Source organism: Actinacidiphila sp. bgisy167, assembly GCF_965342175.1.
Classification (GTDB): domain Bacteria; phylum Actinomycetota; class Actinomycetes; order Streptomycetales; family Streptomycetaceae; genus Actinacidiphila.
The window spans coordinates 44,825-71,330 of the sequence record NZ_CBDRBL010000017.1 but is presented as its reverse complement, the minus strand read 5'-3'; the positions used below and the strand labels follow the sequence as shown (position 1 = coordinate 71,330).

The following is a 26,506-nucleotide window of genomic DNA, read 5'->3' as shown; positions in this document are numbered from 1 at the left end:
AGCCGCGGCCCTGGGCGCCGGGGCGATGAGGACGCCGCAGGGGTGGTCACGCCTTCCCGCGTCGCAGCGCGGGAGCGGTGCGGCAGGTTTAGCATGTGCGGGTCGACAGGGCGGCACGGCGATGTCCGGGCCCCCTGGGAGCGGCCGGGGCGGCCGGGGGGCCGATGTTCCGCAGAGTCCCGACGGACGACGGGAGGAGCGCGCCGTGACGAGTGGCTTCACCTATGAGCAGGTCGGGGTGACACGAACCGGTGAGCCGACCCCGCCAGGGTTCCGCCGCCTGCACGAGCGGATCCGGCTCGGCCGGGGCCCCGAGGTCCTGGCGGCGGCCGGGCGGGCGCTGATCGGGTGGCGGATGCACCGGGCGGCCGGGCTGCGGATTCCCGCCGGCACCCCGGACGCGGCACCGGGGGTGCGGGTGACCCTGCGGATCGGCCCGCTGCGCGCGCCGTGCGAGGTGGTGTGGGCGGAGCACGGCCCGGAGCGCGTGGGGTTCGCGTACGGGACGCTCCCCGGTCACCCGGAGCGCGGGGAGGAGGCGTTCGTGGTGAGCCGCACCCCGGACGGGACCGTGTGGCTGGATGTCACGGCCTTCAGCGGACCGGGGGCGTGGTACGTGGGTGTACTGGGGCCGCTGAGCCGCGCCACTCAACGTGCCGCGGTGCGCCGCTACGGCCGGTGCCTGCGCCGGTTGTCGCAGAACGGAATCGCCGAAGGGGGGAGTTGAGCCAGGCACCACACTTTACCCGCCGGTCACAACGCGTTCGTGGCCGCGCAACACCCGTTCGGCATGGTGTTTGCATGCGCGATCTGACCTCCGCCACGACCGCTGCCTCCGCAACCGCTCGGAGGCAGCAGCACCACTGGCGCCGCGACGTCATCGAACTCGCGGCCCTCTTCGTGGCCGTGGCGACCGCCGACCTCGTCGCGAACCTCGTGGGACACGCCCCCGACGGCCCGGCCCTGCTGTGCCTGTCGGCCGCCGCGCTCGTCGCGACCGCCGGCTTCCACACCTGGTGGGCGCGCCGTCATGCTCACACGCCCCCACCCGCAGGCGGCCCGAACGGGGGCCGTGCGACCGAGCGGGCGAAGGTCTCCGCCATGGGCGGGCCCTCCGCGCAGACCACGCTGTGGCGGCTCCGCACCACCGTGCGCGACACGCCGGGCAGCCTCGCCGTCCTGTGCGCCGCGCTCGCCGGGCAGGACGTGGACATCCTCACGCTCCAGACGCACCCCCTGGCCGAGGGCGCCGTGGACGAGTTCCTGGTCCGCGCGCCGGCCGCGCTCGCGCCGGGCGACCTGACGCGGGCGGTCGCCGCCGGGGGCGGGCGGGACACCTGGATCGAGCGGGCCGACGCCCACGACCTCGTCGACACCCCGACCCGGGTGCTGGGCCTGGCCACCCGTACCGCCATGGATGCCGCCGGACTCCCCCTGGCCATACGGCAGCTGCTCGGCCGCTGCACGGTGCGGACCGTCCCGCCCGGCATGGCCGGCCCCGACCCGGCCGGGGACACCCTGGAGGGCACGGTCATGCGGCTGCGCGAACCGGCCGGTGGCTCCGTCACCGTGGAGCGCGCCCATCTCCCCTTCACGCCGACCGAGTTCGCACGGGCCCGCGCACTGGTCGAGCTCGGCGCGCAGCTGGGCGGCGCCATCGGCCGGACCGCTCCCCTCCCGCCCGTGGGCGGGCAGATCACCGTCCGCGCGGCGGGGCCCGAGGACCTCGAGGCCGCCCGGGAACTCCACGCCCGCTGCTCCGCGGCGACCCTGGCGCGCCGTTACCACGGGCCGGTCGCGGACGCGGACCGCTATCTGCCCCACCTGCTCAGCCCGCGCTTCGGGCGGACGCTCGCGGCGCGGACCGGCTCCGGCCGCATCGTCGCCCTGGGCCACCTGATGGGGGACGGCGACGAGGCCGAGGTCGCCCTGCTGGTCGAGGACGCCTGGCAGCGCCGCGGCATCGGTCTGGAACTGCTGCGCCGCCTGGCCGCCCAGGCCGCCGACACGGGATGCGAGAGCGTCTACGCGGTGACCCGGGCGACCGACACCGCGATGGTCGCCACGATGCGCCGCCTGGGTCTGCCGCTGGACTACCAGGTGGAGGACAGCACCCTGGTCGTCACCGCTTCGCTGGCATCCGCCGGCTCGCGCGCTCGGCTGCGCTGAGCGCGCTGTCCAGGTCCGCCCACAGGTCCTCGACGTCCTCGAGGCCGACCGACAGGCGCAGCAGGCTGTCGCTGACGCCCGCACCGCGGCGGTCGCCCTCGTCGACGATGCGGTGGCTGATGGAGGCCGGGTGCTGGATGAGGGTGTCGACGCTGCCGAGGCTGACCGCCGGGGTGATCAGCCGGACCCCGGCGATCACCTCGTGCGGATCGCCTTGGACCTCGAACGCGACCATGGCGCCGCCGATCCGCGGGTAGTGCACCTTCGCCACCCGCGGGTCCGCGGCCAGCCGCTCGGCCAGCACGGCCGCCGTCGCCGAGGCGGCCCTGACCCGGACCGGCAGCGTGGACAGCCCGCGCAGCAGCAGGTAGCCCGCGAGGGGATGCAGCACCCCGCCGGTGGCGAAGCGCACCTTGCGCAGCACGCGGGCGAACTCCTCGTCGCAGGCGACGACCCCGCCCAGGACGTCGCCGTGGCCGCCCAGGTACTTGGTCGCGCTGTGCAGCACGATCCGGGCGCCGCTTTCCAGGGGGCGCTGCAGGACGGGCGTGGCGAAGGTGTTGTCGACGAGCAGCGGCACCTCGCCGCAGGAGTGGGCGACGGCCCTCAGGTCGACCTCGGCGAGCGTCGGGTTGGCGGGGGTCTCCACGATCACCAGGCCGGTGTCGGGGCGGATGGCGTCGGCGACGCCGGCCGGATCGGTCCATGTCACCTCGGTGCCGATCAGCCCCCCGGTCAGGAGGTGGTCGCTGCAGCCGTACAGCGGGCGGACGGCCACCACGTGCCGCAGCCCCATGGAGGCGCGGGCCAGCAGGGTGGCGGTGAGGGCGGCCATGCCGCTGGCGAAGGCCACCGCGGCTTCGGCGCCCTCCAGCCTGGCCAGGGCGGTCTCGAAGCGGGCCACGGTGGGGTTGTCGAGCCGGGAGTAGACCGGCGGGCCGGTCAGCGCGGCGCCGGTGGCGGCGAAGTTGTCGAGGCGGGCGGCCTCGGCGCGGCTGTCCCGGGAGGGGTAGGTGGTGGACAGGTCCAGGGGGACGGCGTGCAGGCCGAGGTCGGCGAGGTCTTCGCGGCCGGCGTGCACGGCCTCGGTGGCGAGGGCGCGGAGGTGCGCCGATGCTGTCGTGTCCATGGCCCGATGCTGAACGGCTCCCGGTCCGTAAAGGGAAAGGCCCGTGCTAGTTTCGGCCGATGTCCGATTCCGTGCTTCTGGATCCGGTCGACCTCGAGATTCTGCGACTCCTGCAGAACGACGCACGGACGACCTACAAGGACCTCGCCGCCGCCGTCGGCGTGGCCCCCTCGACCTGCCTGGACCGGGTCAGCCGGCTGCGCCGCAGCGGGGTGATCCTCGGCCAGGAGCTGCGGGTGGACCCGGCCCGGCTCGGGCGGCCGCTGGAGGCGCTGCTTGCGGTGCAGGTGCGGCCGCACCGCCGGGAGCTGATCGGCCCCTTCGTGGAACGGGTGCGGGCACTGCCGGAGTCGCGGGCGCTGTTCCACCTCACCGGGCCCGACGACTACCTCGTGCACGTCGCCGTCGCGAGCACCGCCGACCTGCAGCGGCTGGTCGTCGACGAGTTCACCTCGCGGCCCGAAGTCGCCCGCGTCGAGACCCGGTTGATCTTCCAGCACTGGGACTGCGGCCCGCTGCTCCCGCCCGCGCCGGGCAGATGATCGTCAAGGGGTGACGACCGGGCCGTTCCGTACCAGGATGTGGCCATGCCCGACACCACCGGCAGCGCGCTGCCCCGCCGGATCGCCGACGCCTACGTCGACGCGGTCACCGAACTCGACCCCATCACCGCCACGTACCTGGGGGTGCAGACCGGCAAGGACCGGCTCCCCGACTACTCCCCCGCCGGCCTGGAGGCCAAGGCCGAACTCACCCGCCGCACCCTGGCCGAGATCGACGCGGCCGACGTGCCGGACGACGACGAGCGCCGCTGCGCACGGCTGCTGCGCGAGCGGCTCACCGCGAAGCTCGCCGTCCACGAGGCCGGTGAGGGCCTGCGCTCGGTCAGCAACCTGCACTCGCCGGTGCACGCGGTGCGGAACGTCTTCCTGATCATGCCGACCGCGACCGACGAGGACTGGGCCGCCGTCGCCGCGCGGCTGCGCGCCGTGCCGGAAGCGCTGTCCGGCTACCGGGCCTCCCTGGAGGAGGGCCTCGCCCGCAAGCTGCCGGCCGGGCCGCACCAGGTCGCCACCGTCATCGAGCAGCTCGGCGAGTGGCTGGGCGAGGACGCGGACGGGAGCTGGTTCGCCCAGTTCGTGAAGGAGGGCCCCGAGACCCTGCGGGACGAGCTCGACGGCGGCGCCGCCGAGGCCGCCGCCGCCGTCGCCGGGCTGCGCGACTGGCTGCGCGACACCTACGCGCCGGCTGTCGAGGGCACGTCGGACGCCGTCGGCCGCGAGCGGTACGCCCGCTGGGCACGTCACTGGACGGGCTCGGACCTCGACCTGGACGAGGCGTACGCCTGGGGCTGGGAGGAGTTCCGGCGCATCGAGGCCGAGATGCGCGTCGAGGCCGAGAAGGTGCTGCCCGGCGCCACCCCGATGGAGGCCCTGGCGCACCTGGACGAGGCAGGCGAGGCCATCGAGGGAGTCGACGCGGTCCGCGAGTGGCTGCAGGGCCTGATGGACGAGGCCGTGGCGGCGCTCGACGGCACGCACTTCGACCTCGCCGAGCCCGTCAAGCGCGTCGAGTCGCGCATCGCCCCGCCCGGCAGCGCCGCCGCGCCGTACTACACGTCGCCGTCGCTGGACTTCTCCCGCCCGGGCCGCACCTGGCTGCCCACCCTGGGCCGTGAGCGCTTCCCCGTCTGGGACCTGGTCAGCACCTGGTACCACGAGGGCGTCCCGGGCCACCACCTGCAGCTCGCGCAGTGGGTGTACGTCGCGGACCGGCTCAGCCGCTACCAGGCCACGCTGGGCCAGGTCAGCGCCAACTCGGAGGGCTGGGCGCTGTACGCCGAGCGTCTCATGGACGAGCTCGGCTTCCTCACGGACGCGGGACGCCGGCTGGGCTACCTCAACGGGCAGATGCTGCGGGCCACCCGCGTCATCCTGGACATCGGCATGCACCTGGAGCTGGAGATCCCGCAGGACAGCCCGTACCGCCCGGGCGAGACCTGGACGCCGGAGCTGGGACGCGAGTTCTTCGGGCTCTACAACGGTCTCAGCGACGCCATGCTCGACAGCGAGATCATCCGCTACCTCGGCATGCCGGGGCAGGCCATCGGCTACAAGCTGGGCGAGCGCGCCTGGCTCGCCGGCCGCGAGGCCGCCCGCAAGGCCCACGGCGACTCCTTCGACCTCAAGGCCTGGCACATGGCCGCGCTGTCGCAGGGCTCCCTGGGGCTGGACGACCTGGTGGACGAGCTCTCGAAGCTGTAGCGGACGGTGCCCACGGGCGGCGGGCCTCGGCGGGCCGCCGCCCATGGGGTTCGGAAGGCCCCCATTCACATGACCGGTAGCCCGTCGACGGCGGCGCCGGCCGGATAGGGTGCGGGTATGGGGGTGCTGTTCGTCTTCTGCGCCGACGCCCTGCGGCCTGGCCGGGTGGACGCGCACTTCGCGGCCGAGGCCGAGGCCGTGCGGGCCCTCGGGCACGACGTGGCGCTGGTGGACCACGACGCCCTGCTCGCGGGCGACGCCGCTGCCGCCACCTCACGGGTGCCCTTCGGTGCGGGACCGGCCTGGTACCGGGGATGGATGATGTCCGCGGAGCGGTACGCCGCGTTGTCCGCGGCGCTGTCCGAGCGCCGCGTCGTCCTGATGACCTCCCCCGACCAGTACCGCAGGGCGCACGAGCTGCCCGGCTGGTACGAGACGCTCGCCGCGCAGACGCCGCTCAGCACGTGGCTGCCCCTCGACCCCGAGGGGCAGCCTCCGGGCGCACCGGCGCTGGCGGAGGCGACCGCACCCCTGGGCAAAGGCCCCGCCGTGGTGAAGGACTACGTGAAATCCCGCAAGCACGAGTGGGACGAGGCCTGTTACGTCCCCGAGCTCGGGGACACCGAACGCCTGACCTCGGTCGTCGCCCGCTTCGCCGCGCTCCAGGGAGACGACCTGGCGGGCGGCATCGTCGTGCGGGCCTTCGAGCCGTTCGTCGAGGCGGTCGGGGAGGCAAGGGTCTGGTGGACCGGCGGCGAACCCGCGCTCGTCACGGCTCACCCGGACACCCCCGACCTGCGTCCGGCTCCGGATGTGGACGCGGTGCGCCCCCTGGTGAGCGGCCTGGGATGCCCCTTCGTGACCACCGATCTGGCGCTGCGTGAGGACGGCCGGTGGCGGGTGGTGGAAGTGGGCGACGGTCAGGTCTCGGACCTGTCCGCAGGCGCGTCGGTGACGACGCTCGCCGCCGCGCTGTCCGCCCTGGCCGGCAAGCCGGGCGGTACCGCCCCGTCCCACCGGTCCGACCGGTCCCCCCTGCGAGAAGGTGCCTCGTGACGACCCCTCAGGCCAGCCACGTCCACGGCCGTCTGGTGCTCAGCCACGGCCGGCTGACCCTGCGCGAGCAGCTTCCGGAGGAAGCGGCGCAGTTGGCCGACGGGAAGCCGGCCGGGCTGGTGTGGATCGACGGCGGGCCGGGCGAGGGCACGATCATCGCGGCCGGGATGTCGACGATCGCCGCGGCCGCCGGGGTGTACACCCCGGGGTGGGGGCTGTTCGTGATCCAGCGGTCGGACGTCGGCCTCGCGCTCGGCGGCATCGGCTTCCACGGCCCGCCGTCCGCCGCGGACGGCCTGGTGGAGATCGGCTACGACCTGTCGGAGTCCGCGCGTGGCGCCGGCTGGGCGACGGACGCCGTGCTCGTGCTGTCCCGGTGGGCGCTGAGCCGAACCGGGGTGAACGCCGTGGTGGCGACCACCGATCCGGGCAACCGCGCCTCGCAACGGGTGCTGGAGCGGGCGGGTTTCGGGCGGGTCGCGGACCGGGACGCCCACTGGGCGTACGAGCTGCGGCCGGCCGGGCGGGGTGCGACGGCGTAATGCGGTGTCGCGTCACCCGCCGGGTGCGCCATCATCGGCGACCGTGAACACCGTTCCCTCGCCCCGGACCCTCTTCCTCTCACCCCGGGTGACCGCCACCGGCCACGCGCTGGCCGCGGCCGCCCGTGGGCGCGGCATGGCGACGCGCACCCTCCCCACGTGGCGGGTGCCGCGGGACGCGGCGGACGCGGTGGGCCCGTCGCTGTACGCGGGGCCGCTGTTCGCCGACGCCGTGGCGGCGGAACTGGGCCTCGGGCTGCTGGAGGCGGAAGGGGACTGGCTGGCCCGGCTGCCGTTCGAACTGGTCGGGCGGGAGGTCGCGTTCACCACGCTGGCGGAGGCCCGCACGCTGCGCAGGCCCGCCTTCGTCAAGCCGCCGAACGACAAGAGCTTCCCGGCCCGCGTGTACCCCGACGGCAGCGGGCTGCCCGGCCCGGACGCCGTGGACGACGACGTTCCCGTGCTGGTGAGCGACATCGTGGCGTTCGCCGTCGAGTACCGGCTGTTCCTGCTGGACGGCGAGGTGGTGACGGGCAGCCGCTACGCGAGCCGGGGCGGTCTGGACGTGGCGCCGCTGGACGACGACCCGCTGGCGGGCGAGGTACGGGACTTCGCCGGGCGGCTCTTCGCGCCCGACGTGCCGGAGCTGCCCCGCGCGATCGTGGTCGACGTCGGCCGCACCACCGGCGGCTGGGCGGTGGTCGAGGCCAACGCCGCCTGGGCGAGCGGCCATTACGCCTGCGACGCCGCCGCCGTGCTGGACGTCGTCCTGCGGGCCGCGGGGCCGCTCGCCGCCTTCGGGCCGGGGGACCGCCGGTTCCTGCGCCCGACCGCCGCCGTCGTGCGCTGAGGCCGCCGCCGCGGCGGCCTCAGCAGCCGCAGTCGTCCGCGCCCACGGGGGCGGTGAGCGGGTCGGCGGGGCGCCGCTCGGTGCCGCCCGCCGTCTCGTGGGCGAAGCCCTCGCGGATCCAGTACTCCATGCCCCCGAGCATCTCCTTGACCCGGTAGCCGGCGCTCGCCAGGGCGTGCGCCGCGCGGGTGGCGCCGTTGCAGCCGGGGCCCCAGCAGTGGACGACGACGGGCACGTCGCGGTCGAGGAGGGCCGCGGCGAGCCTCGGGACGTCCGCGGTGGGCAGGTGGACGGCGCCGGGGACGTGGCCCTGCTCCCATGCCTGGGTGGAGCGGGAGTCCACGACGACGAAGCCGGGGTGGGCGCCGGTCTCCGCCGCGGTGGCGAGGGCGGCCGCGACGTCGGACACGTCGGTGTGGAAGGCGAGGCTCGCGGCGAAGTACGCGGCGGCGTCGGCGGGCGCGGCGGGCGGCGTGCGCAGGACGGGGTTGCCGGTGGCGGTGGGGTGCGAAGGAGCGGTCCGTGTCGTCATGGCGGACAATCTACGAGCCGCGGACGGCCGCCTGAAGGGCCGTTCCCCGGCAGCCGTTTTGCCCGGCCGTGGATTTCCCTGATAGTCAGAGGTATGACCGTGGATTCCCTCGACGCCGTGGACTGGCGCATCCTCGACGCCCTGCAGCGCGACGGCCGGGCGAGCTACGCCGAGCTGGCGCGTGCCGTGTCGATGTCCCCGAGCGCCGTGACGGAGCGGGTCCGGCGGCTGGAGGAGGCCGGGGTGATCACGGGCTACACGGCCGTGGTGGACCTGGAGCGGACCGGCCGCCCGATCCTGGCCTTCGTCCGGCTCCGCTACCCGCACGGCAACTACAAGCCGTTCCACGATCTGCTGGAGTCGACTCCGGAGATCATGGAGGCCCACCACGTCACGGGGGACGACTGCTTCGTCCTGAAGGTCGCCGCCCGTTCGATGCGTCACCTGGAGGAGATCACCGGCCGGGTCTCCGGTCTGGGCTCGGTGACGACGAGCGTCGTCTACTCCTCACCGCTCGCCCGCCGTGCGGTGGCGCAGGGCTGACCCGCGCTGCCCCTTGACGACCTGCAACTGGACGGGGACGCGCTGCCGCAGTTCGGCGACGTGGCTGACGATGCCGACGGCGCGGTCCCGTTCGCGCAGCCCGTCGAGGACGTCCAGCACCTCGTCGAGGGTCTGCTCGTCGAGGCTGCCGAAGCCCTCGTCGACGAAGAGGGTGTCGAGCCGGGCGCCGCCCGCCTCGTCCGTGACGACGTCGGCGAGACCGAGGGCGAGGGCCAGGGAGGCGAAGAAGGTCTCGCCTCCGGAGAGCGTGGCGGTGTCGCGCTCGGTGCCCGTCCAGGCGTCCACGACCATCAGGCCCAGGCCCGACTTGACGTTGCGTGAGGCGCGGGCGTCGGTGTGGACGAGGGTGTAGCGGCCGGAGGACATGCGGTGCAGCCGCGCGCTGGCCGCGGCCGCGACCTGCTCCAGCCGGGCGGCGAGCACATAGGTCTCCAGCTCCATGCGCAGCGTGTTCTCCCCGGCGCCGGTGGCGAGGTCGGCGAGGCGCCGCAGGCGTGCGTACTCCTCGCGGGCCGGGGCGAGCGCCCTGGTGCCGCGCAGTGCCTCCGTCCGCAGCCGGTCGAGCGCGTCGCAGGTGGTGTGCGCGGCGTTCTGGCGGGCGGCGGCCTCACGCAGCCGGGCGGTGGCGGTCTCGACGGCCCGGCGGGCCGCGTCGGGGTCGGCCGGGGGCTGCGCGGCGGCCTCGTGCACCTCCAGAGCCGTGAGTTCGGCGGTGACGGCGGCCTCCGCGCGGCGCCATTCCTCCGCCCGCTGCCGCAGCCGCCGCAACTCCGCTTCCGGAAGCACGGCGGCGGCCGCCGCCTCGGGCGTGGAAAACCCGGCCTTGTAGGCGGCGTCGGCCAGGTCGGCGTCGGCCTCCTTCAGCGCGCGGGCGGACTCCTGCGCGGTGCGGGCGGCCCGGGCGGCGCTCGCCGCGAGCCGGGCGTCCGCCGCGAGCCGGGTGCGCCGCTCGGCGACGGTGGCGTAGGGGCCGCGGGCGCGCGACAGCCGGGCGGTGAGCTCGGCGTGCTCTTGGTCGAGGATTTCGCGGCGGGTGGTGAGCGAGGCGAGCCGCTGCTCGGCCTCACCGCGCTCGGCGGTGCGGCGGGAGTGCTCCGCGAGCGCCCGGTCGAGCGCCTGACGCGCTTCGGGCGCCGCCGCGGCGGCCCGCACGGCGGCCCGGTGCTCCGCCTCCAGGGCGGCGTGCGCGGCGGCGAGTTCCGGCACCGGCTCGACGCCGGCGGCGGCGAGGGCCGCGTCGCGGGCCGCGGTGAGGCGTGCGACCTGCTCCAGCGCGGCGTCGCGGGCGGCGGCGGCCCGCTGGTGGACCTCCTGCGCCGCCTCCTCGTCGGCGCGGCTTACCTGGCGGCCGGTGGGGCGGGCCGGGTGCGGGTGCTCGGTGGCTCCGCAGACCAGGCACTCCTCACCCGGACTGAGCTGCGCGGCGAGTTCCGCGGCGATGCCCTCGATACGGGCCTCGCGTACGTCCTGCCAGTGTTCGCGGGCGTCGGCGGCCTCGTCGCGGGCCGTGCGCAGCCGCTCCTGCGCGGCGAGCAGCGCGTCGGCGTGGGTGTCGCGTTGCCGGGCGGCGTCGAGGCGTCGGCCGGCCCGGTCGAGGACGGCGGAGAGTTCGGCCGCGCGCGTGGCGGCGGTCTGGGCGGCGTCCACGGCGCGTTCACGGCCGAGCCGTTCGGCCTCCCAGCCCTCGAGCCACGCGGCCGTGTCGGCGGCCAGCCGCTCGTCCTCGGCCGCCTCGCGCTCCACGCGCTCACGTTCGCGGGCGAGTTCGGCGGCGCGCTGCTCGGCCCGGCCGGCGTCCTCGAGGCCGCCGAGCTCCTCGCGGAGCCGGTCCTCGTACTCCGCCAGTTGGTCGGCGCTCGCCTCGTATCGCTCGGGCGGCAGGCCTGCGCGGGCGGTGCGCTCGTCGGCGGCCGCGCGGGCCTGCCGGTCGGCCGCGCGCTCGCGCAGCTGCAGGACGGGCACCACGGTCGCGGCCCGCTCCGCCGTCTCCAGCAGCGCCTGCTCACGGGCTCGTGCCGCGCGCTCGCCGGCCATGTCGCGGGCGCGGCGCTCGGCCGCGGCGTGCCGGCCCTGCAGGACGGCGAGCTCGCGTACCGCCTCGGCCTCGCGCTGCGCCCGCTCGTGCGCGCCCTCCGCGGCGGCCACGGCGAGGTCGGCGATGTCGGCGCGCTCGCGTGCGGTGGTGGCCAGGACGGCCGCCCAGTGCAGGATGTGCGCGGCCGACTCCGGGTCCCCGGCGGCGGCGCCCGGCGGCAGCGGTCCGGCGAGGGCCTCGGCGTCGTCACCGGCGGCCTGGCTCATCCGCTCGGCGAGCCGCAGCAGTTCCTCGTCACCGGCGGCGACGCGCTGCTCGGCGGCCCGCCGCTCGGCGCGCAGCCATTCCTCCACGGCCTTGAAGCGACCGGTGTCGAAGAGTCTGCCGAGCAGTGCGGCGCGCTCGGTGGCCGTGGCCCGCAGAAAGGTGGCGAATTCTCCCTGCGGCAGCAGGACGACCTGGCAGAACTGCTCGCGGCTCATGCCGATGAGCTGCCTCAGCTCCTCGCCCGCCTCCTGGTGGGACTTGCTGAGCGCCCGCCACTCCCCCGCGGTGTGCTCGCGCAGCAGGGTGACGGCCTTCTCCATGGTGTAGCCGGTGCCGCGCTTCTTGGGACGCGGCTGCTCGGGCCGCCGGGTGATCTCCAGCCGCCGTCCGCCCACCGTCAGGTCGAGCACGACCTCGGTGGGGGTGTCCTCCTCGGCGTGGTCGCTGCGCAGCCGGTTGCCCTGGCGGCTGCCGGGGACGCCTCCGTAGAGGGCGAAGCACACGGCGTCGAGGACGGAGGTCTTGCCGGCGCCGGTCGCGCCGTGCAGCAGGAACAGCCCGGCGGCGGACAGCTCGTCGAAGTCCACGGTGTGGCGGCCGGCGAACGGCCCGAAGGCGGTCAGGGTCAGGCGGTGCAGGCGCATCAGTCGCTCTCCGTCCGTGCGGCGTCGCCGCGGACCGCGTCGAAGGCGTCCCGCAGGACGGCCCGCTCCGCGATGTCGGGGCCCCGGCCGCGCACATGGACCACGAAGTCCTCGGCGATCTGCCGGTCGGTGCGGCCGCGCAGGCGCTGGGCGTACGTGGCCTGGGGATCGGCGTCGGCGCGCTCGGGGTCGAAGACCAGGGCGAGGGCGTGCGGGAACCGCTTGCGCAGGCGGGCCATGGGCTCGTGCGGGCGATGCGGGTCGGTGAGGGTGGCCTCGACCCAGGAGTCCTCGTGCGCCGCGTGCGCCGGGTCGTCCAGCAGGTTTTCGAGGCGGCCGCGGATCCGGGCGAGCGGCCGGGGCACGGGGCAGTCGATCCGCTCGGCGGCCACGGAACCGTCGGCGCCGAGGTCGACCAGCCACATGCTCTTGCGGTGGTCGGCCTCGGAGAAGGAGTACGCGAGCGGGGAGCCGGAGTAGCGCACCCGGTCGTTGATCGTCTGGCTGCCGTGGAGATGGCCGAGGGCCACGTAGTCGACGCCGTCGAAGACGCCTGCGGGCACGGCCGCCACACCGCCGACCGTGATGTCGCGCTCGCTGTCGCTGGGGGCGCCGCCCGCGACGAAGGCGTGCGCCAGCACGACGGAGCGCGTGCCCGCGGGGCGCGCGGACAGGTCGGCGCGGACCCGTGCCATCGCGGCGCTCAGCACCTCGGTGTGCCCGGCGCGCTCGAGGGCGAACTCCTCGCGGACGAGGGCCGGTTCGAGGTAGGGCAGCCCGTACAGGGCGACCGGCCCATGCGCGTCGGCGAGGACGACCGGTGTGGCGCAGCCGGCCGGGTCGGTCCGCAGGTGGATGCCGGCGCGGTCGATGAGGCCCGAGGCCACGCCCAGCCGGCGGGCGGAGTCGTGGTTGCCGGAGATCATCACCGTGGGCACGCCGAGGGCGGCGAGCCGGTGCAGCGCGTCGTCGAAGAGCTCGACGGCGGGCAGCGACGGCAGCGCCCGGTCGTAGACGTCACCGGCGACGAGGACGGCGTCGATGCGCTCCGCCCGGACCGTCGCCACCAGGTGGTCGATGAACGCCGCCTGGGCGTCGAGCAGCCCGACCCGGTGGAAGGACCGGCCCAGATGCCAGTCGGAGGTGTGCAGCAGCCTCACCGTGGCTCTCCCCCGCGCATGTCCGTCTCCTCCGGCTTCCAGTACCGCGTGCTCCGCACGGGCCTCAGTGTCCCCACGCCACGGTCCCGTGCTCTCCGACAGGAGGCTATCCGCCGCCACCGACAACGCGTGGCGGAGCCCGGATTCGGGCGGGGCCGATCAAGGGTCGATCAACGTCCCCGGCCGTCCGTACGATAACCGCCATGACGGCGAGCGACTCCCGTGGAAGAGTGATCGACGGCCGCTTCGAACTGCTGGAGCGCCTGGGCGGCGGCGGCATGGGGCTGGTGTGGCGGGCCCGCGACACAGCCCTGCACCGGGAGGTCGCTTTGAAGGAAGTACGACCGCCCGACCCGGAGACGGCCGACGCCGACCCCGAGACCGCGGCGAAGGCCCGGCAGCGCGTACTGCGCGAGGCCCGCGCCCTGGCCCGTGTGCACCACCCCAACGTCGTCACAATTCATCACATCGTAGACAGGGGGGATCTTCCGCACCCCTGGCTCGTGATGGAGCTGGTGACCGGCGGCTCCCTGCAGGACCGGCTGACCCGGGGAACGCTCACCCCGGTGGAGGCCGCCGGCATCGGCCGCGGCCTGCTGGCCGGGCTGCGCGCCGCGCACGCCGTCGGCGTCCACCACCGCGACGTCAAACCCGCGAACATCGCGCTGCGGCCTGACACGACACCCGTCCTCACCGACTTCGGCATCGCCTCCCTCCGCGACGCGACCCGCCTGACGGCCACGGGCGGCCTCATCGGCTCCCCGGAGTACATCGCCCCCGAACGCATCCGCGGCCAGGAGGGCAACCCCGCCTCCGACCTGTGGTCTCTCGGCATGGTGCTGTACGTCGCGACAGAAGGTGTCCACCCGCTGCGCCGCGAGACCACCATCGCCACCCTCGTCGCCGTCCTCGAGGAACCCGTACCGCCCCCGGTGCGCTCGGGACCGCTCAGCCCCGTCCTCACCGCCTTGCTCGTACGCGACGCCGCCGCACGCCCCGACGCGGACACGCTCGACCGGATGCTCGCCGACGTGGAACGGGGCGCACCGCCCGCGTCCCTGCCCGCGGCACCGCCGCCCGTGTCCTTGCCCGCGCCTGGCGGCGAGACACCCCCCGGCTTCGGAACCGCCCCCACGACGTACCTGCCGACCACGCCCCAGCCGTCCGAACCGCCCTCCGCGGCCCGTCGCGGACGTCGTGCCCGCCAGGCCGGGGCGGCGGTCGGCGCGGTGGCGGCGGTGGGCGTCGTGGGCGCCTTGCTGTTGACCCTTCTCCCGCAGCTCCATGGCGACGGGGACGCCGACGCCGCGGGCATGGGCAGCACCGCGGGCAAAAGCCCCAGCGCGCGCAAGGGCTCCGTCGGCTCCCCGACGGCGGCTGTGCCGGTGAAGCTGCTCTCTGCGGCAGGGGGACGCTTCATGACGGACGCCGCGAAGTCGGGCACTGGCGGCACCGAGGTGCTGGCGCTGCTCCTCTACGAGGACCACGCGGAGTTGCAGGTACCGAAGAAGACGGACGAGGCCCACTTCGACACCTACCTGTACCGCGGCGGCAAGCTCCAGAAGTCGGCCGAGGAGGGTTACCTCAACGACCCCACGACCGTCGACCTCTCGAAAGTCGACTGGGATGCGCTTCCGGCCCTGATGAGCCGTTTGGACAGGGAATGCACCATAGAGCACCCGACGCACAGCTATGTGGTCGTGCAGGGACCGGAGATGAGCTACGCCCGAAGCGACAACGACCGCGCCTGCGAGATCTACGCCACCCTCGAGGGCGAGGTCCAAGAGGTCCAAACAGGAGACTGACCTCTCCGGACGGGCGAACCCCGGCGTGTAGGGTGGCCGGCGCCGCCCGAGATCCCCCGTGTGTACGGTGGGCGCACTGACACCGGCGGCCGGGGCGGCCGTCATGGCGGCCGGCATTTTCTCCGCCGGTCTGCGGCTGGCCGGGTACGAGGGCGCCGCGCTGACGGCGCTCGCGCTGGCCTCGGCGGTGTGGGCCGGGTGCGCGGGCGCATTCGCCGCACGCCTGGCCCGGAGCGCGGAGCGCTGGTGGCGGGAGGCCGCGACACCCGCCGGGCTGACGGCCGTGGCGGCGACCTGCGTGCTCGGCACGTTTTTGTCGCTGCGGGGGTGGCAGGAGGCCGCGGCGGCCGCCCTGGCGCTGTCGGCGGTGCTGTGGCCGCTGCTTCTCGTGACGGTGGTCCGGCGCTGGGGATCCCGGCTGCCGGGCGCCGTCTTCCTGGTGTGCGTGGCCACGGAGGGCTTGGCCGTCGGCGCGGCGACCCTCGCGGGGCCGCTGCACCTGCCGTGGCTGTGCGGGACGGGCCTGCTGCTCTTCCTGGTCGGCCTGGCCCTGTACGCCATGGCGCTCGCCCGCTTCGACCTGCGGGAGGTCCGGGTGGGCGCCGGCGACCACCGGATCGCGGGCGGAGCTCTGTCGATCAGCGCGCTCGCCGCGGCCAAGCTGACGGCTGCCGCCGATCCGCACGGCCTTCTGCGCTGGGCGCCCGGCCTGCACCCTGCGCACTGTGGCGCTGGTCCTGCTCGCGGCCTGCCTGCTGTGGTTCGTGGCGCTGATGTACGCCGCCGAGGCGCGGTGGCCGCGCACCCACTACGACGTCCGGCGCTGGGCCACGGTGTTCCCGCTGGGGATGACGGCGGCGGCGAGCCTGGTCGTGGCGGACGCCGCCGCCCTCCCCGTCCTCGCGGACCTGGGGCACGCGCTGCTATGGGCCGCGGTCGCCGTCTGGCCGCTGACGGCGGCCGGTGCCGCCCGCGGGTCCTTGCGCGGCACACCGCCGACGGCGGGAATGGCCGCTCCGACCGTTGCGTCCGTGAGTTCGCCGCCGGCGGCCTGCCCGTCCCGGCGCCGCACCCGGCGGGGAACCTCCTCAGACCTCCACATAGGCGCTGCCCGACACCTCGACGCCCGCGGTCCCCGCGGAGGCGTCGGCGAGCCAGGTCCGGAATGCGGCCAGTTCCTCCTCCGGCACGCCCAGGTCGATGCGTACCTCCGCCGCATCATAGGAGACGCCGCGCACGGCGCGGCCCGCCGCGCGCAGGTCGTTCTCGAGTCGCCCGGCCCGCTGGTGGCCGGCGACGACGGTGACCAGCGCGAGCTTGCGCCGCTCCACTGTGCCGAGCTCGTCCAGGGCCGCCGAGACGGCGCCCCCGTAGGCGCGCGCCAGGCCGCCCGCGCCGAGTTGGATGCCGCCGTAATACCGCGTGACGACCGCGACGACGTCCCGGACCTCGCGGCGCAGCAGCACCTGCAGCATGGGCGTGCCGGCGGTGCCGCCCGGCTCGCCGTCGTCGCTCGCCTTGTGGATCCTGCCCTCGGCGCCGATCACAAACGCGTAGCAGTTGTGCGTCGCCCCGGCGTGCTCCCTGCGGACGCGGGCGATGAATTCCTGCGCTTCCTCCTCACCGGACACCGGCGCCAGCGCGCACAGGAACCGCGAGCGTTTGATCTCGCTCTCGTGGACGTGCTCACGTCCGATCGTCAGGTAGCGCTCCAGCACCCCGCCACCCTACGGGAACAGCGGGAGGCCTCCTCTGGTTCGCTGCCCAGGATCGGAATCGCGGGAGGACGACGTGCACGGAGACGGCGCGGCGGTTCGGGAGATCCTGACGGGCCTGGGGGACACATGGGCCGCAGGTGGCCTCGTTGCGCACCAGCAGAGCAGGATCGGCCCTGTGATGCGCCATGCCCATGAGGATCCCCAGCTGCTGGCTGCGGACCTGTCGCGGCGATCAGTCACCTCGTTCCCGGCCGAGGAAGCACGACAGGAGCCGCCTGAAGTCGTGCGGGTGCTCGAGCGCCGGCACGTGCCCGCATCGGCCGAACACGTGCAGACGGACATCGGCCAGGTGTTCGAGCAGGGGCAGGGCTGCCGCCCCGAGCGGGGTGACTCGGTCCTCGGCGCCGTGGACGAGCAGCACGGGCGCGCGCACCCCTGCCAGTGTTTGCGCCGAGAGGGTGAGCTCGTCGGCCCAACGTTCCCTGGGCGGAGGGAACAACGACGCGAATGCGGCCGCCCCCGCTCGCATCGCAGTTGCACGGGCAGCGACGGCCGACTCGGTCACGAGCGATTGGTCGAAGACGAGGCGACTCAGCATGTCTCGTGCCCCGAGCGGGCCGGCGGGGGCGGCCCAGACCGCGTCGAGATCGGCGGAGAGCGGCGCCCCGGGGGCGCCCATCGTCGAGACCGCCACGACACGGGTGACCTGCCGGGGACGCGCCGCCGCCAACGCCAGCGCCACTGCACCGCCCATGGAGTGGCCCACCACGGCGTAGTTCTCGACACCGAGAGCATCCATCAGGCCCGCGGCCTGCTCCGTCCACAGCCGGAGCCCACCCCTGGAGCCCGCCGGGACTGGTGTACGGCCGAACCCCGCCTGGTCAGGAGCCACCAGGTGCCAGGACGTGCCCAGCGCCTGTGCCGTCGTCGCCCAGGCTCCGGATCCGGTCGTACCGGGTCCGGAGCCGTGCAGCATCAGCACCGCGGGTCCGGTGCCGCTCTCCATGACGTGGACGGGGGAGCCGTCGACTGTGATGGTCCGAAGTGCCGTCACCGGGACTGGCCAGGCGTGCTCATGCCGATGCGGAGGTGATGGACTTAGAGAAGACCTCCATCATCGCCCTGCCGAATTGCGGCATGTCGGGCCATCCGCGGCAGGAGACGAGGTTGCCGTCCACGACGTCGGGAGCGTCGATGACCGTCGCGCCCGCGTTCTCCATGTCACCGGTGATGGGGGGGAAGCACGCCGTCTTCCGGCCCTTCAGCAGCCCGTACACCGCCGGCACCTGCGCGCCGTGGCACACCAGCGCGATCGGGAGGTTGCGCGCGAAGAAGTGCTCGGTGATGCGCCTGACGTCGGCGTCGACCCGGATCCACTCGGGGGCACGTCCCCCAGGGATGATCAGGGCGTCATAGCGCTCGACGTCGACCTCGGCCCAGGGCACGTCGACCGGCAGCTTCCGGCCGTTCTTCTCCACATAGGCGTCGGAGTTGGGGTCGAACTCGTGGATGACCAGCTGAACGTCGCGCATCGTCCGTGACGAGACGTCAACGTCCCAGCCGCCCTCCTGCACGCGATAGTAGGGATACATGGTGTCGAGCTCCTCGGCGGCGTCGCCGGTCAGGAGCAGCGCTCTGGGCACCTGCTTCTCCTCGCATCTGAGGCGGGTGAGGCGGATCGGATCCGATCTGATCCGACGGAGTCAGCATTCCCCGGCCCGGCCCGCCCGTCAAGCCTTTGGACCGTTCCGGCCGAACCCTTGGCCTCGCCGAACAACGTCGGAACCGCTCGCCGGACAGCAGGATGTGCCGACGCATGGCGTAGGCGGCGGCGTCGGGGTCACGGGCGGCGATCGCGGCCACGACGACTTCGTGCTCGGCCATGGCCACGTGAGTGACCTGGGTGTCGTGGAGAAGTGCACGGCGAGGACCACTCGGATCATATAGGAAGGGTGACGGACGTCAGCCATCCTTCACCCGTCGCGGAACCGCCCGCCATCGCCCTACGTCGATCAGTTGGAGCTCCTATGAGCATGCTCGACGTCCTGCCCGGTTCGCCACAGGGTCACACGAGGACCGAAGGACTTCTCGACTGACGGAAGACCCGTAGGGCGCGGCGACAGCCCGGCAATGCGCCCAAGGGTCACCGTCGTCGTCCCCTCCGATCGCGGACGCATCCGTTCTCCGCGTCGCGGAACGCGTTCTTCCAGTTCATTCGGCCGGCTCATCACGACCTCGCGATCGGCCTCCGTGAGCACCCCTTCCGGCGCAACGCCGTCGGCCGGGACCTCGTGTCCGAATGCCGCCCGCAGGGCGTCGACCCGACCGCAACACCGCTCCCTTGGGAGGATGGGTCACGTGCGGCACCTACCGATGTCTCGTCGATGATCACGAGAAGGTCGTGCATCAATCCGCGATAGTGGTACGCGCTCCAGCGTCAGCGCGGCGGGGGCGGCGAATCGCCGCCCCCGCCGCGTGAACGGGTCAGCGCTTGAGGTTCTGCATCCACTCCCGCAGCTCGCGCGCCTGCCGCGCGAGCTCGGAACGCGCCGCGGCGTCGCCGGAGGCCTTGTGGTTCGCCAGGGCGACGATCGAGTTCAGCGCCGGGATGGCGGTGGTGTACTCGCGTGCCAGGTAGCTGTCCCGCGCGATGTCCAGGGCGGCACCGGCGGCGTCCGCGGCGTCCGGGGTCAGCAGCCCAGCCGCTCGGTCAGCCTCGATCAGCAGGTTGGTCTCGCGGTACGACGAGCAGTTGGCGCCCTTGCGGCCGGCGGTCGTCTCGATCCCGCCGAGGATGATCCGCATGAACGAGTCGTCGTAGTAGTGCGTCCGGAAGTGGCCGAGGATGGTCGAGAACGCCTTGCCACCGCCCCAGTTCTGGCACCACGCGATCGGGTGGTCGCCGTTCATCAGCCGCAGCGGGTTGGTGGCCGCGTTGCCGCTGTTGAGGCTGCGCTGGTAGCTGTCCTCGTTGAGGCTCAGCAGCGTGTGCACGTCGCCCCGCATGTTGCGGTCGAAGTTGTAGAGCTCGTCGACCGTCAGCCACCGGGCAGGGAGATGCGCGGTCGCCGGGTGCGTCTTGTCCTCGGTCACCACCTCGGCGTGGATGCAGCTGCCGCACTGGCCGAACCCGTTCTGGCCGCTCGGATGGCTGGTGAAGAACCCACCGACGAGGTCGCCGTACCACGGCCAGGTGCCGATCTCGAACGAGTCGGCGGCGCCGTGGATGCCGACATAGCCGCCGCCCTGCTTCATGTAGGCCTCGAAGTTCGGCTGCTCGGTGGTCGCGTTGAGCGGACCCGGGTGCCCGACGTTGGACTCGAAGACGATCGTGTCGTACTGCTTGAGCGTGTCGAGGCTCAGGAACGGGCTCGTGGGCAGCGTGACCGTCGGGAGTTGCGGGTCGTAGACGTCGACGTTGAACTTGTGCGCGATGCCGAGCTTCTGGATCGCGGCCACGGTGTGCGGGATGTGGTCGTGCCGGAAGCCCGTCGTCTTGGAGAAGACCAGGACGTTGTATTTGGCGTCCGGTTTGTGCGGGAGAGGGGCGAGCACCGGGTCCGGGATGAACTTCGGGCCCTCCGCGGGCTCGGACTCAAGGCCCGTCGCGGGCTCCGGCGCGGGCCTGCCCTTGAGCTGGTCGATCAGGTGACGGGCATCGTCCACGAGAGTCTTGCGGGCCGAGCCGGGCGCGATCCGGTTGGCGATCGAGACGAACTCGTTCAGGACCTGGCTCGCGCTCTTGGCCGAACCGGTGTCGGCGAGCGCCTTCGCCTCGTCGAGCTTGGCCTGGAGCGCCTCACCGACCTCAGCCGGGACGCTGCCGGCGGTCACGAACCGGGTGATCAGCGTGCCGACGTCCGCGAACGAGGTCGTCACGATGAACGTCTGCGTGTACTTCGCGCTGTTGGAAGCAGCGTCGGAGAGGTGCACCGCGAGCTTGTGCACGCCGAGCGACAGGTCGGAGGTCTGCACCGGCAACGGCGGGACCAGCTCGCCGTCGAGGTACATGTTCAGCACGGCCACTCCGCCCGAGCCGGGGGTGGGGTCCGTGCGCGTCGGGATGAGCGTGGCGACGTGACCGACGTGACCATCGGTGATCGCCGGGTACGATGCGGCCGGCGCGCGTGTGTCGATACGGACCGAGATCGAGCGGAACGCCGCGACGTTTCCGGACGTGTCGACCGCGCGGTACCGGACGCTGGTGTTGCCCTCCTGCGTGATCACCGCCGACGCCGTGGCCGACGTCGGCGCCCCCTCGACGGGCACGTCGATATAGGCGGCGCCGCCGTTGAGCGAGTACTGGAACTTGGCGATGCCGACGTCGTCGGTCGCCGACACGTTCAGCGTCACCGGGCCGGTGTACCAGTTGTTCTGGCCGGTCGGCGCAGAGGGCGACAGCGTCGCCACGTTGATCGTCGGCGATGTCGTTTCCTCTGCCCACGACGGTGTCGCGGTGATGAGTGCGGCAGCCGTCATGAAGGCGGCCACTGCCGATGTGCGAAATTTTCTCCGCATGAGTGTCTTCTCTCTTGCCGCTGTGCCGGCGGGTTCGCTGGGTGCGGATGCCCGTGCCGACGGACCCAGGTCCGTCGGCACGGGCGGGTTCGCTAGGTGCCGATGCCTGCGCCGACGAACTCGGCCCAGTTGAGGTTGAACAGGTTGCCGCCCGTGGCGCCACCCGTGACCGAGCGGAACACCAGGAACAGCTCATGCGTCCCGGACATCGAGACCGGGAACGTCTGGCTCGTCCAGGTTCCCGTCCCGCCGGTGGACACGAGGTTGGCCGTGGTCAGGATCGGCCCGGTGACCGAGTCCTGACGGACCTCGATGGCCGCCAGCGGCGACCCGGGCGTGCGGCCGTTCGCCGCGTCCGCCGCGCGGAAAGTGATCGAATCGATGTTGGTCAGGTTGAACGGGCCGTTGAGCTGGAGCCAGTCGCCCGAGCCCAGGCTGCCGCGGTGCACGCCGGCGCCGCCGTCGGAGTTGTTCGCCGTGTTGGTGCCGGACTGGTTGACGACGAACTCCACCTCCTGGTGCTTCTGGCGGATCTGGTGCTGGCCGGTCGTGGTCAGCTGCGGGACGCCGCCCGGACCGCCGTGGTCGGTGTAGCGCGCCTGGACCACGCCGGAGACGTTGCCGCCGTGTGAGACGTCGTCGGCCTCCGTGTGGAGCACGCCCGAGCAGCCGTTGACGGACTCCTCGGCGTGGCCGTGCGAGTCGTGGCCGAGCACGAACGTGACCTCCACCTCGGAGCAGTCCACCGTCCCGTCCTCGGGGTCGGTGACCGTGACCGAGAACGGGATGTCGTCGCCGAACACGAACGTCCCGCCCTCCACCGGCGTGTTGACGACCACCGTCGGGCTCGTGTTGCCCACGGTGATCACGGTGCTGGTCGAGGTCTGCTTTCCGGACGAGTCGAGCACGGTCAGCACGGCCGTGTAGCGGCCGGACTGCGTGTACGTGTGTGCCGGGTTCGGGTCGGTCTCGATCGCCGAGCCGTCGCCGAAGTTCCACTCGTAGCGGATCGAGTCGCCGGGATCCTCATCCAGCGAGCCGGCGCTGGAGAAGTTCACGGTCAGCGGCGTTGCGCCGTCGGTGCGGTCCGTGGTGAGCACGGCCTTCGGCGCGCGCTTGCCCTTGACGTACTCCCACTTGTACATGCCCGCGTCGGGGCTGATGACGTTGAACCCGTTTCCGTAGGTCAGCAGGTAGAACGCGCCGTCGGAACCGAACTGCAGGTCCATCGGGTTGTCGCACTCGAACCGGAACGTGCCTGCCCCGGCGCTCGCACGGCTGCCGCAGTCCAGGAAGTTGTTGATCTTCTGGACGTGGTTGGTCTTCTTGTCGAGCTTGACCTCGCGCAGCGTGTCCTGCGTCCACTCGCTGATGATCACCGAGTCGTCGTAGTACGCCGGGAACTTGTGAGGGTTCGGGTTCTTCGGGTCGTAATGGTACTTCGCGACCCCGTGCGGACCGACGCCGCCGGTGAAGAGCTCGGGGAACAGCCGCGGGCATTCGGTCGTCGAGCCGGGCGCGATCGGGCCCGGGGTCGGCGCGTAGGAGGCCTCGCACGGGGTGCCGAGCGGCGCGGTCGGGTTGTTGTCGCGGTAGGAGTACCAGATGTCGGGGTCGGTGACCGGTGGGACGTCCCTCAGGCCCGGCTCGACCGTCGGACCGCCCTCGATGTTCCACAGCGAGTCGTTGCGCTGCGTCGGCCCGTCGCACTCGAACTTCTGAGGCGGGTTGTTCAGCGGCGTGCCCGCGGTGGTGGTGCCGGGCGCGAACTCGTGGAAGTTCCACTGGTAGTGCGCGAGGTCGCGCTTGTAGCACGTCGGCCAGCCGTAGTTCGACGGCTTGCGCACGATCTCGTAGCGACCGGTGCCCGACGGGCCGTGCGAGCGCTGCGGTGTCTGGGCGTCGGGCGAGTAGTCGCCGACGTAGGCCACGTCGTTCTCGTCGACCTGGATCCGGAACGGGTTGCGGAAGCCCATCGCGTAGACCTCCGGCCGCGTCTTGTCCCGCGGCTTGCCCGCGACCAGCGGGAACAGGTTGCCCGGCGGGATCGAGTAGGCGCCCGTGCCGGGGCCGAGGGCGACCTTGTTGGCGTCGGCGGCGGAGATGTCGCCGCTCTTGACCTTGATCCGCAGCACCTTGCCGCGCAGGTCGTTGGTGTTCAGCGCGGTGCGGCGCGAGTCACCGGTGAGCCGCTGGTACCAGCCGCCCGCCTGCGCCGTGCTGGTGGCGATCGCCGGCGTGGCGGTGCCGGTCAGGCCGGAGCCGTCGGCGGTGATCTGCGGCTGATCGGACTGCTGCTTGCCGCGGCGGAAGAACACGTTGACGTTCGACGTGTTGACCGGACCGCCGCTGGTCTGGATCTCGTCCGCCTCGATGTTCGAGAGCGCCTCGAGCGCCGCGTCGATCGCGTTGCGATCCGCGTTCCACGCGATCGGCTCCGTCGTCTGGCCCTCGAAGGTCAGCGTGAACGTGCCGCCCGTCGCGTTGGTGACGCGCACGGTCTGCTGCTCGTCGGTCTTCTGCGAGTTGTACGGCCCGTAGCCGCCGGCGTTGATGCCGCCCGCGGGCGTGTCGTCGCCGGTGACCATCCAGAGGTTGCCGTGCTTGTCGAAGTCGATGTCGCCCCCGACGTGGCAGCACTCCTGGCGGTTGACCGGCACGCGCATGATCTGCTGCTCGGAGCCCATGTCGAGGTGCGCCGGCGTGCTGTCGGTGGCGTCGACGAACTTGAAGCGGCTGAGCTGGAAATAGCCCACATACGGATCCCACGCGGTCTTGGACGCCGCCACGTTCGGTGGGGTGGTGTTCGGCGTGACCTGGGTGACGACTGATCCGTCGCTCAGCTTGACGTCGGTGACCTCCTTCGGCGAGTAGTAGAGGTAGACCCACTTGTTGGTCGCGAAGTCGGCGTCGACCGCCGGGCCGTAGAGCCCGTCCTCGCCCGCGGTGTAGATCTGCTGCGTCATCGGCAGGCTCGGGTCGGCGAAGTTGGCGACGACCGTGGTGACGCCCGTGGTCGAGTCGTGCATGCGCAGCGAGCCGAGGCGGTCCGTCTGCAGAACGCGGCCGTCCGGCAGCTGGTCGAAGCCGATCGGCTCCTGCAGGTTCGGCGGCGAGCCGATCTTCGTCTGCTGGTAGTTGGCCAGCACGGTGGCGCCGCAATCGCTGTAGTCCGGGTCGGCCTGGCCCGCGGCCCAGCCGATCGCGCCCTTGAGGTGCTTGGTGAGGCCGGCGTCGAAGCTCGCGGCCGTGTTGCCCAGGCCGGTGTAGAACGAGCGGCCGCCCTGGAAGTCCTTGCACCACGAGACCGGGTGATCGGCGCCCATCGTGCCCCCGGCGATCCCGTCGAGGTCGGCGCCCTGCGGCTGCGGCCCGAACGGGTCCTCGACGACGGTGTCGAGGACGTGTGACACACCGCGCACGTTCTTCGTGAAGTTGTACCACTCGTCGGTCCGCGACCAGATCTGCGGCAGATCCTTGGTCGCGTCGTGGACGCGGTCGGCGACCTTCACGTCACCCGACTGCACGTCGGTTTTGCCGGACGCACGCGTCCCCAGGATGTCGGTCAGGAACGACCAGGACTCGTCGGTCTCCACCGCCGAGCCGACGCCGACGAAGCCGCCGCCGTCACGGAAGTAGTCCTCGAAGTTCGAGCGTTGCGCGTCCGTGAGCGGGCTCGCGAGACCCGTGTCCAAGAACACGACCGCGCGGTACTGCTTCAGCTTCTTCTCCGTGAAATGGTCGCCCACGTCAGCGGGCCCGGGCGCCACGACCGTGAACTGACCGGGTCTGGCCGCATCCCGGATCGCGGCCAGGCCGGCCGACGACACCGCGTCCTGGGTGCTGCGCACCACGAGCACCTTGTAGCGGGCGTCTGGTGGTGCGGGCTTGGCGGCAGACGCGGACGGCTGCGGCAGCGCGGGTGCAGCGACGGGAGAGGACTCAGCCGCCGTGGGGTCCGCGGCGCTCACCGGCGTCGCGAGGAGCGTGAGGAAAGGGGCGATGAGGGCTAAGGCCATCGTGGTCGCGGTGCGACGCCTCGGGCGTCGTCGTCCGTTTTCTGGCAGGGCTGCGTCGAGCAGCCTGGCCCACGTTCGATGACGTGGTGACATGAAAAACCCTTCCTGCCTGGGGGATGTCAGGCACGGCGCGAACCGCCGCGCTTGTTGCCACGTGGTGGTAGCGGACAGTGCGGTTGCTGGAGGGTGCCGTCTCCAGGTCTGTGGGGCCGTCAGTAAGGTGTCGGCCTGGGTGAATCCGTGATCGCGGTCGGGTCGTCGATGATGTGGTCGATCACTGTGCTCGCCGCGCCGCGGAAGGCGGTGCCGAAGCTGGGCGTGCAGGCGACGAATCGGCACTGGGCGGCTGGAGCTGCCACCATGAGCCGTTGCAGCTGATCTTGTGCGTGTGGCAGCAGCCACGTGGCCGGCGAGGCGAAACAGCGTCCGATGACGATCACTGGCGGGTTGAACAGGTCGGCCAGGACCGAGCCGCCGGTTGGCCGGCAGCGCCAGAGGCCTGGCCTCTGGCGACCGGCGCATGACGATGGGGGTGGCACAGGTCGGCGAGCGGCTCGGGCCTCACCGGGACTGGCCAGGTGTGGTCATGCCGATGCGGAGGTGATGGACTTAGAGAAGACCTCCATCATCGCCCTGCCGAATTGCGGCATGTCAGGCCATCCGCGGCAGGAGACGAGGTTGCCGTCCACGACGTCGGGAGCGTCGATGACCGTCGCGCCCGCGTTCTCCATGTCACCGGTGATGGGGGGGAAGCACGCCGTCTTCCGGCCCTTCAGCAGCCCGTACACCGCCGGCACCTGCGCGCCGTGGCACACCAGCGCGATCGGGAGGTTGCGCGCGAAGAAATGCTCGGTGATGCGCCTGACGTCGGCGTCGACCCGGATCCACTCGGGGGCACGTCCCCCAGGGATGATCAGGGCGTCATAGCGCTCGACGTCGACCTCGGCCCAGGGCACGTCGACCGGCAGCTTCCGGCCGTTCTTCTCCACATAGGCGTCGGAGTGGGGGTCGAACTCGTGGATGACCAGCTGAACGTCGCGCATCGTCCGTGACGAGACGTCAACGTCCCAGCCGCCCTCCTGCACGCGATAGTAGGGATACATGGTGTCGAGCTCCTCGGCGGCGTCGCCGGTCAGAAGCAGCGCTCTGGGCACCTACTTCTCCTCGCATCTGAGGCGGGTGAGGTCGATCCGATCCGATCCGATCCGTTAGCATTCCCCGGCCCGGCCCGCCC

The 26,506-nt window shown here is 72.8% G+C and carries 21 protein-coding genes and 1 pseudogene; 10 read left to right on the top strand and 12 right to left on the bottom strand.

Going from position 1 to position 26,506, the window contains the following annotated elements; genetic code table 11:
- The first annotated feature begins 205 nt into the window (after positions 1-205).
- Positions 206-727, top strand: a complete 522-nt coding sequence (locus ACRWND_RS09595; protein ID WP_431948025.1) for a DUF1990 family protein — start codon at positions 206-208, stop codon at positions 725-727.
- Between the two features lie 74 nt (positions 728-801).
- Positions 802-2,169, top strand: coding sequence for a GNAT family N-acetyltransferase (locus ACRWND_RS09590; protein WP_431948023.1), 1,368 nt, complete (start codon positions 802-804; stop codon positions 2,167-2,169).
- On the opposite strand, the gene ACRWND_RS09585 is transcribed toward ACRWND_RS09590, so the two are convergent.
- Entirely contained in the window at positions 2,123-3,298 is a 1,176-nt protein-coding gene (locus ACRWND_RS09585) for a trans-sulfuration enzyme family protein (RefSeq protein ID WP_431948021.1), read from the bottom strand. The genes ACRWND_RS09590 and ACRWND_RS09585 overlap by 47 nt on opposite strands.
- Positions 3,299-3,357: 59 nt before the next feature.
- Here ACRWND_RS09585 and ACRWND_RS09580 point away from each other — a divergent pair, with 59 nt between their 5' ends.
- From ACRWND_RS09580 to ACRWND_RS09560, 5 genes are all read left to right on the top strand, one after another.
- Positions 3,358-3,840: an Lrp/AsnC family transcriptional regulator gene (locus ACRWND_RS09580; protein ID WP_431948019.1), complete on the top strand. Its 483-nt coding sequence runs from the start codon at positions 3,358-3,360 to the stop codon at positions 3,838-3,840.
- A 45-nt stretch (positions 3,841-3,885) separates the two neighbouring features.
- Positions 3,886-5,562: a DUF885 domain-containing protein gene (locus tag ACRWND_RS09575; RefSeq protein ID WP_431948017.1), complete on the top strand. Its 1,677-nt coding sequence runs from the start codon at positions 3,886-3,888 to the stop codon at positions 5,560-5,562.
- Between the two features lie 117 nt (positions 5,563-5,679).
- Complete coding sequence (locus ACRWND_RS09570) at positions 5,680-6,618, top strand: ATP-grasp domain-containing protein (protein ID WP_431948015.1); 939 nt, start codon at positions 5,680-5,682, stop codon at positions 6,616-6,618.
- Entirely contained in the window at positions 6,615-7,160 is a 546-nt protein-coding gene (locus tag ACRWND_RS09565; protein WP_431948013.1) for a GNAT family N-acetyltransferase, read from the top strand. The genes ACRWND_RS09570 and ACRWND_RS09565 overlap by 4 nt, the downstream gene beginning before the upstream one ends.
- A gap of 43 nt (positions 7,161-7,203) precedes the next feature.
- The gene (locus tag ACRWND_RS09560) at positions 7,204-8,010 is read left to right on the top strand and encodes an ATP-grasp domain-containing protein (RefSeq protein WP_431948011.1); all 807 of its coding nucleotides are present in this window, start codon (positions 7,204-7,206) and stop codon (positions 8,008-8,010) included.
- Between the two features lie 19 nt (positions 8,011-8,029).
- Here ACRWND_RS09560 and ACRWND_RS09555 read toward each other — a convergent pair whose 3' ends face one another.
- A complete protein-coding gene (locus ACRWND_RS09555) occupies positions 8,030-8,542 on the bottom strand; it encodes a rhodanese-like domain-containing protein (RefSeq protein ID WP_431948009.1) in 513 nt (170 codons plus the stop codon).
- A gap of 93 nt (positions 8,543-8,635) precedes the next feature.
- Between ACRWND_RS09555 and ACRWND_RS09550 the strand changes: the two genes are divergently transcribed.
- Positions 8,636-9,085: an Lrp/AsnC family transcriptional regulator gene (locus ACRWND_RS09550; protein ID WP_431948007.1), complete on the top strand. Its 450-nt coding sequence runs from the start codon at positions 8,636-8,638 to the stop codon at positions 9,083-9,085.
- Here the strand turns inward: ACRWND_RS09550 and ACRWND_RS09545 are convergent.
- Positions 9,050-12,052 (bottom strand): AAA family ATPase, encoded by a 3,003-nt coding sequence (locus ACRWND_RS09545; protein ID WP_431948005.1) that lies wholly within the window; start codon positions 12,050-12,052, stop codon positions 9,050-9,052. The genes ACRWND_RS09550 and ACRWND_RS09545 overlap by 36 nt on opposite strands.
- Positions 12,052-13,212, bottom strand: a complete 1,161-nt coding sequence (locus tag ACRWND_RS09540; protein WP_431948003.1) for an exonuclease SbcCD subunit D — start codon at positions 13,210-13,212, stop codon at positions 12,052-12,054. The genes ACRWND_RS09545 and ACRWND_RS09540 overlap by 1 nt, the downstream gene beginning before the upstream one ends.
- Positions 13,213-13,415: 203 nt before the next feature.
- Here ACRWND_RS09540 and ACRWND_RS09535 point away from each other — a divergent pair, with 203 nt between their 5' ends.
- Together ACRWND_RS09535 and ACRWND_RS09530 are read left to right on the top strand one after the other, a co-directional pair.
- Complete coding sequence (locus ACRWND_RS09535) at positions 13,416-15,017, top strand: serine/threonine-protein kinase (RefSeq protein ID WP_431948001.1); 1,602 nt, start codon at positions 13,416-13,418, stop codon at positions 15,015-15,017.
- A gap of 773 nt (positions 15,018-15,790) precedes the next feature.
- Positions 15,791-15,922 (top strand): annotated as a pseudogene (locus ACRWND_RS09530) (hypothetical protein); the annotation flags it as partial.
- A gap of 183 nt (positions 15,923-16,105) precedes the next feature.
- Here the strand turns inward: ACRWND_RS09530 and ACRWND_RS09525 are convergent.
- From ACRWND_RS09525 to ACRWND_RS09490, 8 genes are all read right to left on the bottom strand, one after another.
- Positions 16,106-16,735: a YigZ family protein gene (locus tag ACRWND_RS09525; protein ID WP_431947999.1), complete on the bottom strand. Its 630-nt coding sequence runs from the start codon at positions 16,733-16,735 to the stop codon at positions 16,106-16,108.
- A gap of 232 nt (positions 16,736-16,967) precedes the next feature.
- Positions 16,968-17,789, bottom strand: coding sequence for an alpha/beta fold hydrolase (locus ACRWND_RS09520; protein ID WP_431947997.1), 822 nt, complete (start codon positions 17,787-17,789; stop codon positions 16,968-16,970).
- A gap of 19 nt (positions 17,790-17,808) precedes the next feature.
- Positions 17,809-18,378: a DJ-1/PfpI family protein gene (locus ACRWND_RS09515; protein WP_375118237.1), complete on the bottom strand. Its 570-nt coding sequence runs from the start codon at positions 18,376-18,378 to the stop codon at positions 17,809-17,811.
- On the bottom strand, positions 18,284-18,619 hold the full coding sequence (locus ACRWND_RS09510) for an FCD domain-containing protein (RefSeq protein WP_431947995.1): 336 nt from the start codon (positions 18,617-18,619) through the stop codon (positions 18,284-18,286). Before ACRWND_RS09510 ends, ACRWND_RS09515 begins: the two co-directional genes overlap by 95 nt.
- Positions 18,620-19,219: 600 nt before the next feature.
- Positions 19,220-21,253 (bottom strand): ThuA domain-containing protein, encoded by a 2,034-nt coding sequence (locus ACRWND_RS09505; protein WP_431947993.1) that lies wholly within the window; start codon positions 21,251-21,253, stop codon positions 19,220-19,222.
- A gap of 92 nt (positions 21,254-21,345) precedes the next feature.
- Positions 21,346-25,272, bottom strand: coding sequence for a ThuA domain-containing protein (locus tag ACRWND_RS09500; RefSeq protein WP_431947991.1), 3,927 nt, complete (start codon positions 25,270-25,272; stop codon positions 21,346-21,348).
- Positions 25,273-25,484: 212 nt separating this feature from the next.
- Positions 25,485-25,712: a hypothetical protein gene (locus ACRWND_RS09495; protein WP_431947989.1), complete on the bottom strand. Its 228-nt coding sequence runs from the start codon at positions 25,710-25,712 to the stop codon at positions 25,485-25,487.
- 144 nt (positions 25,713-25,856) lie between these two features.
- Positions 25,857-26,426: a DJ-1/PfpI family protein gene (locus ACRWND_RS09490; RefSeq protein ID WP_431947987.1), complete on the bottom strand. Its 570-nt coding sequence runs from the start codon at positions 26,424-26,426 to the stop codon at positions 25,857-25,859.
- Positions 26,427-26,506: the final 80 nt, after the last annotated feature.

Bases quoted from the DNA above. Each gene is read 5' to 3' on its own strand.
- ACRWND_RS09585 (WP_431948021.1), bottom strand. From the start codon at position 3,298: ATGGACACGACAGCATCGGCGCACCTCCGCGCCCTCGCCACCGAGGCC.
- ACRWND_RS09510 (WP_431947995.1), bottom strand. From the start codon at position 18,619: ATGGCCGAGCACGAAGTCGTCGTGGCCGCGATCGCCGCCCGTGACCCC.
- ACRWND_RS09535 (WP_431948001.1), top strand. From the start codon at position 13,416: ATGACGGCGAGCGACTCCCGTGGAAGAGTGATCGACGGCCGCTTCGAA.
- ACRWND_RS09570 (WP_431948015.1), top strand. From the start codon at position 5,680: ATGGGGGTGCTGTTCGTCTTCTGCGCCGACGCCCTGCGGCCTGGCCGG.
- ACRWND_RS09500 (WP_431947991.1), bottom strand. From the start codon at position 25,272: ATGGCCTTAGCCCTCATCGCCCCTTTCCTCACGCTCCTCGCGACGCCG.
- ACRWND_RS09590 (WP_431948023.1), top strand. From the start codon at position 802: ATGCGCGATCTGACCTCCGCCACGACCGCTGCCTCCGCAACCGCTCGG.
- ACRWND_RS09555 (WP_431948009.1), bottom strand. From the start codon at position 8,542: ATGACGACACGGACCGCTCCTTCGCACCCCACCGCCACCGGCAACCCC.
- ACRWND_RS09575 (WP_431948017.1), top strand. From the start codon at position 3,886: ATGCCCGACACCACCGGCAGCGCGCTGCCCCGCCGGATCGCCGACGCC.
- ACRWND_RS09580 (WP_431948019.1), top strand. From the start codon at position 3,358: ATGTCCGATTCCGTGCTTCTGGATCCGGTCGACCTCGAGATTCTGCGA.
- ACRWND_RS09505 (WP_431947993.1), bottom strand. From the start codon at position 21,253: ATGCGGAGAAAATTTCGCACATCGGCAGTGGCCGCCTTCATGACGGCT.
- ACRWND_RS09545 (WP_431948005.1), bottom strand. From the start codon at position 12,052: ATGCGCCTGCACCGCCTGACCCTGACCGCCTTCGGGCCGTTCGCCGGC.
- ACRWND_RS09550 (WP_431948007.1), top strand. From the start codon at position 8,636: ATGACCGTGGATTCCCTCGACGCCGTGGACTGGCGCATCCTCGACGCC.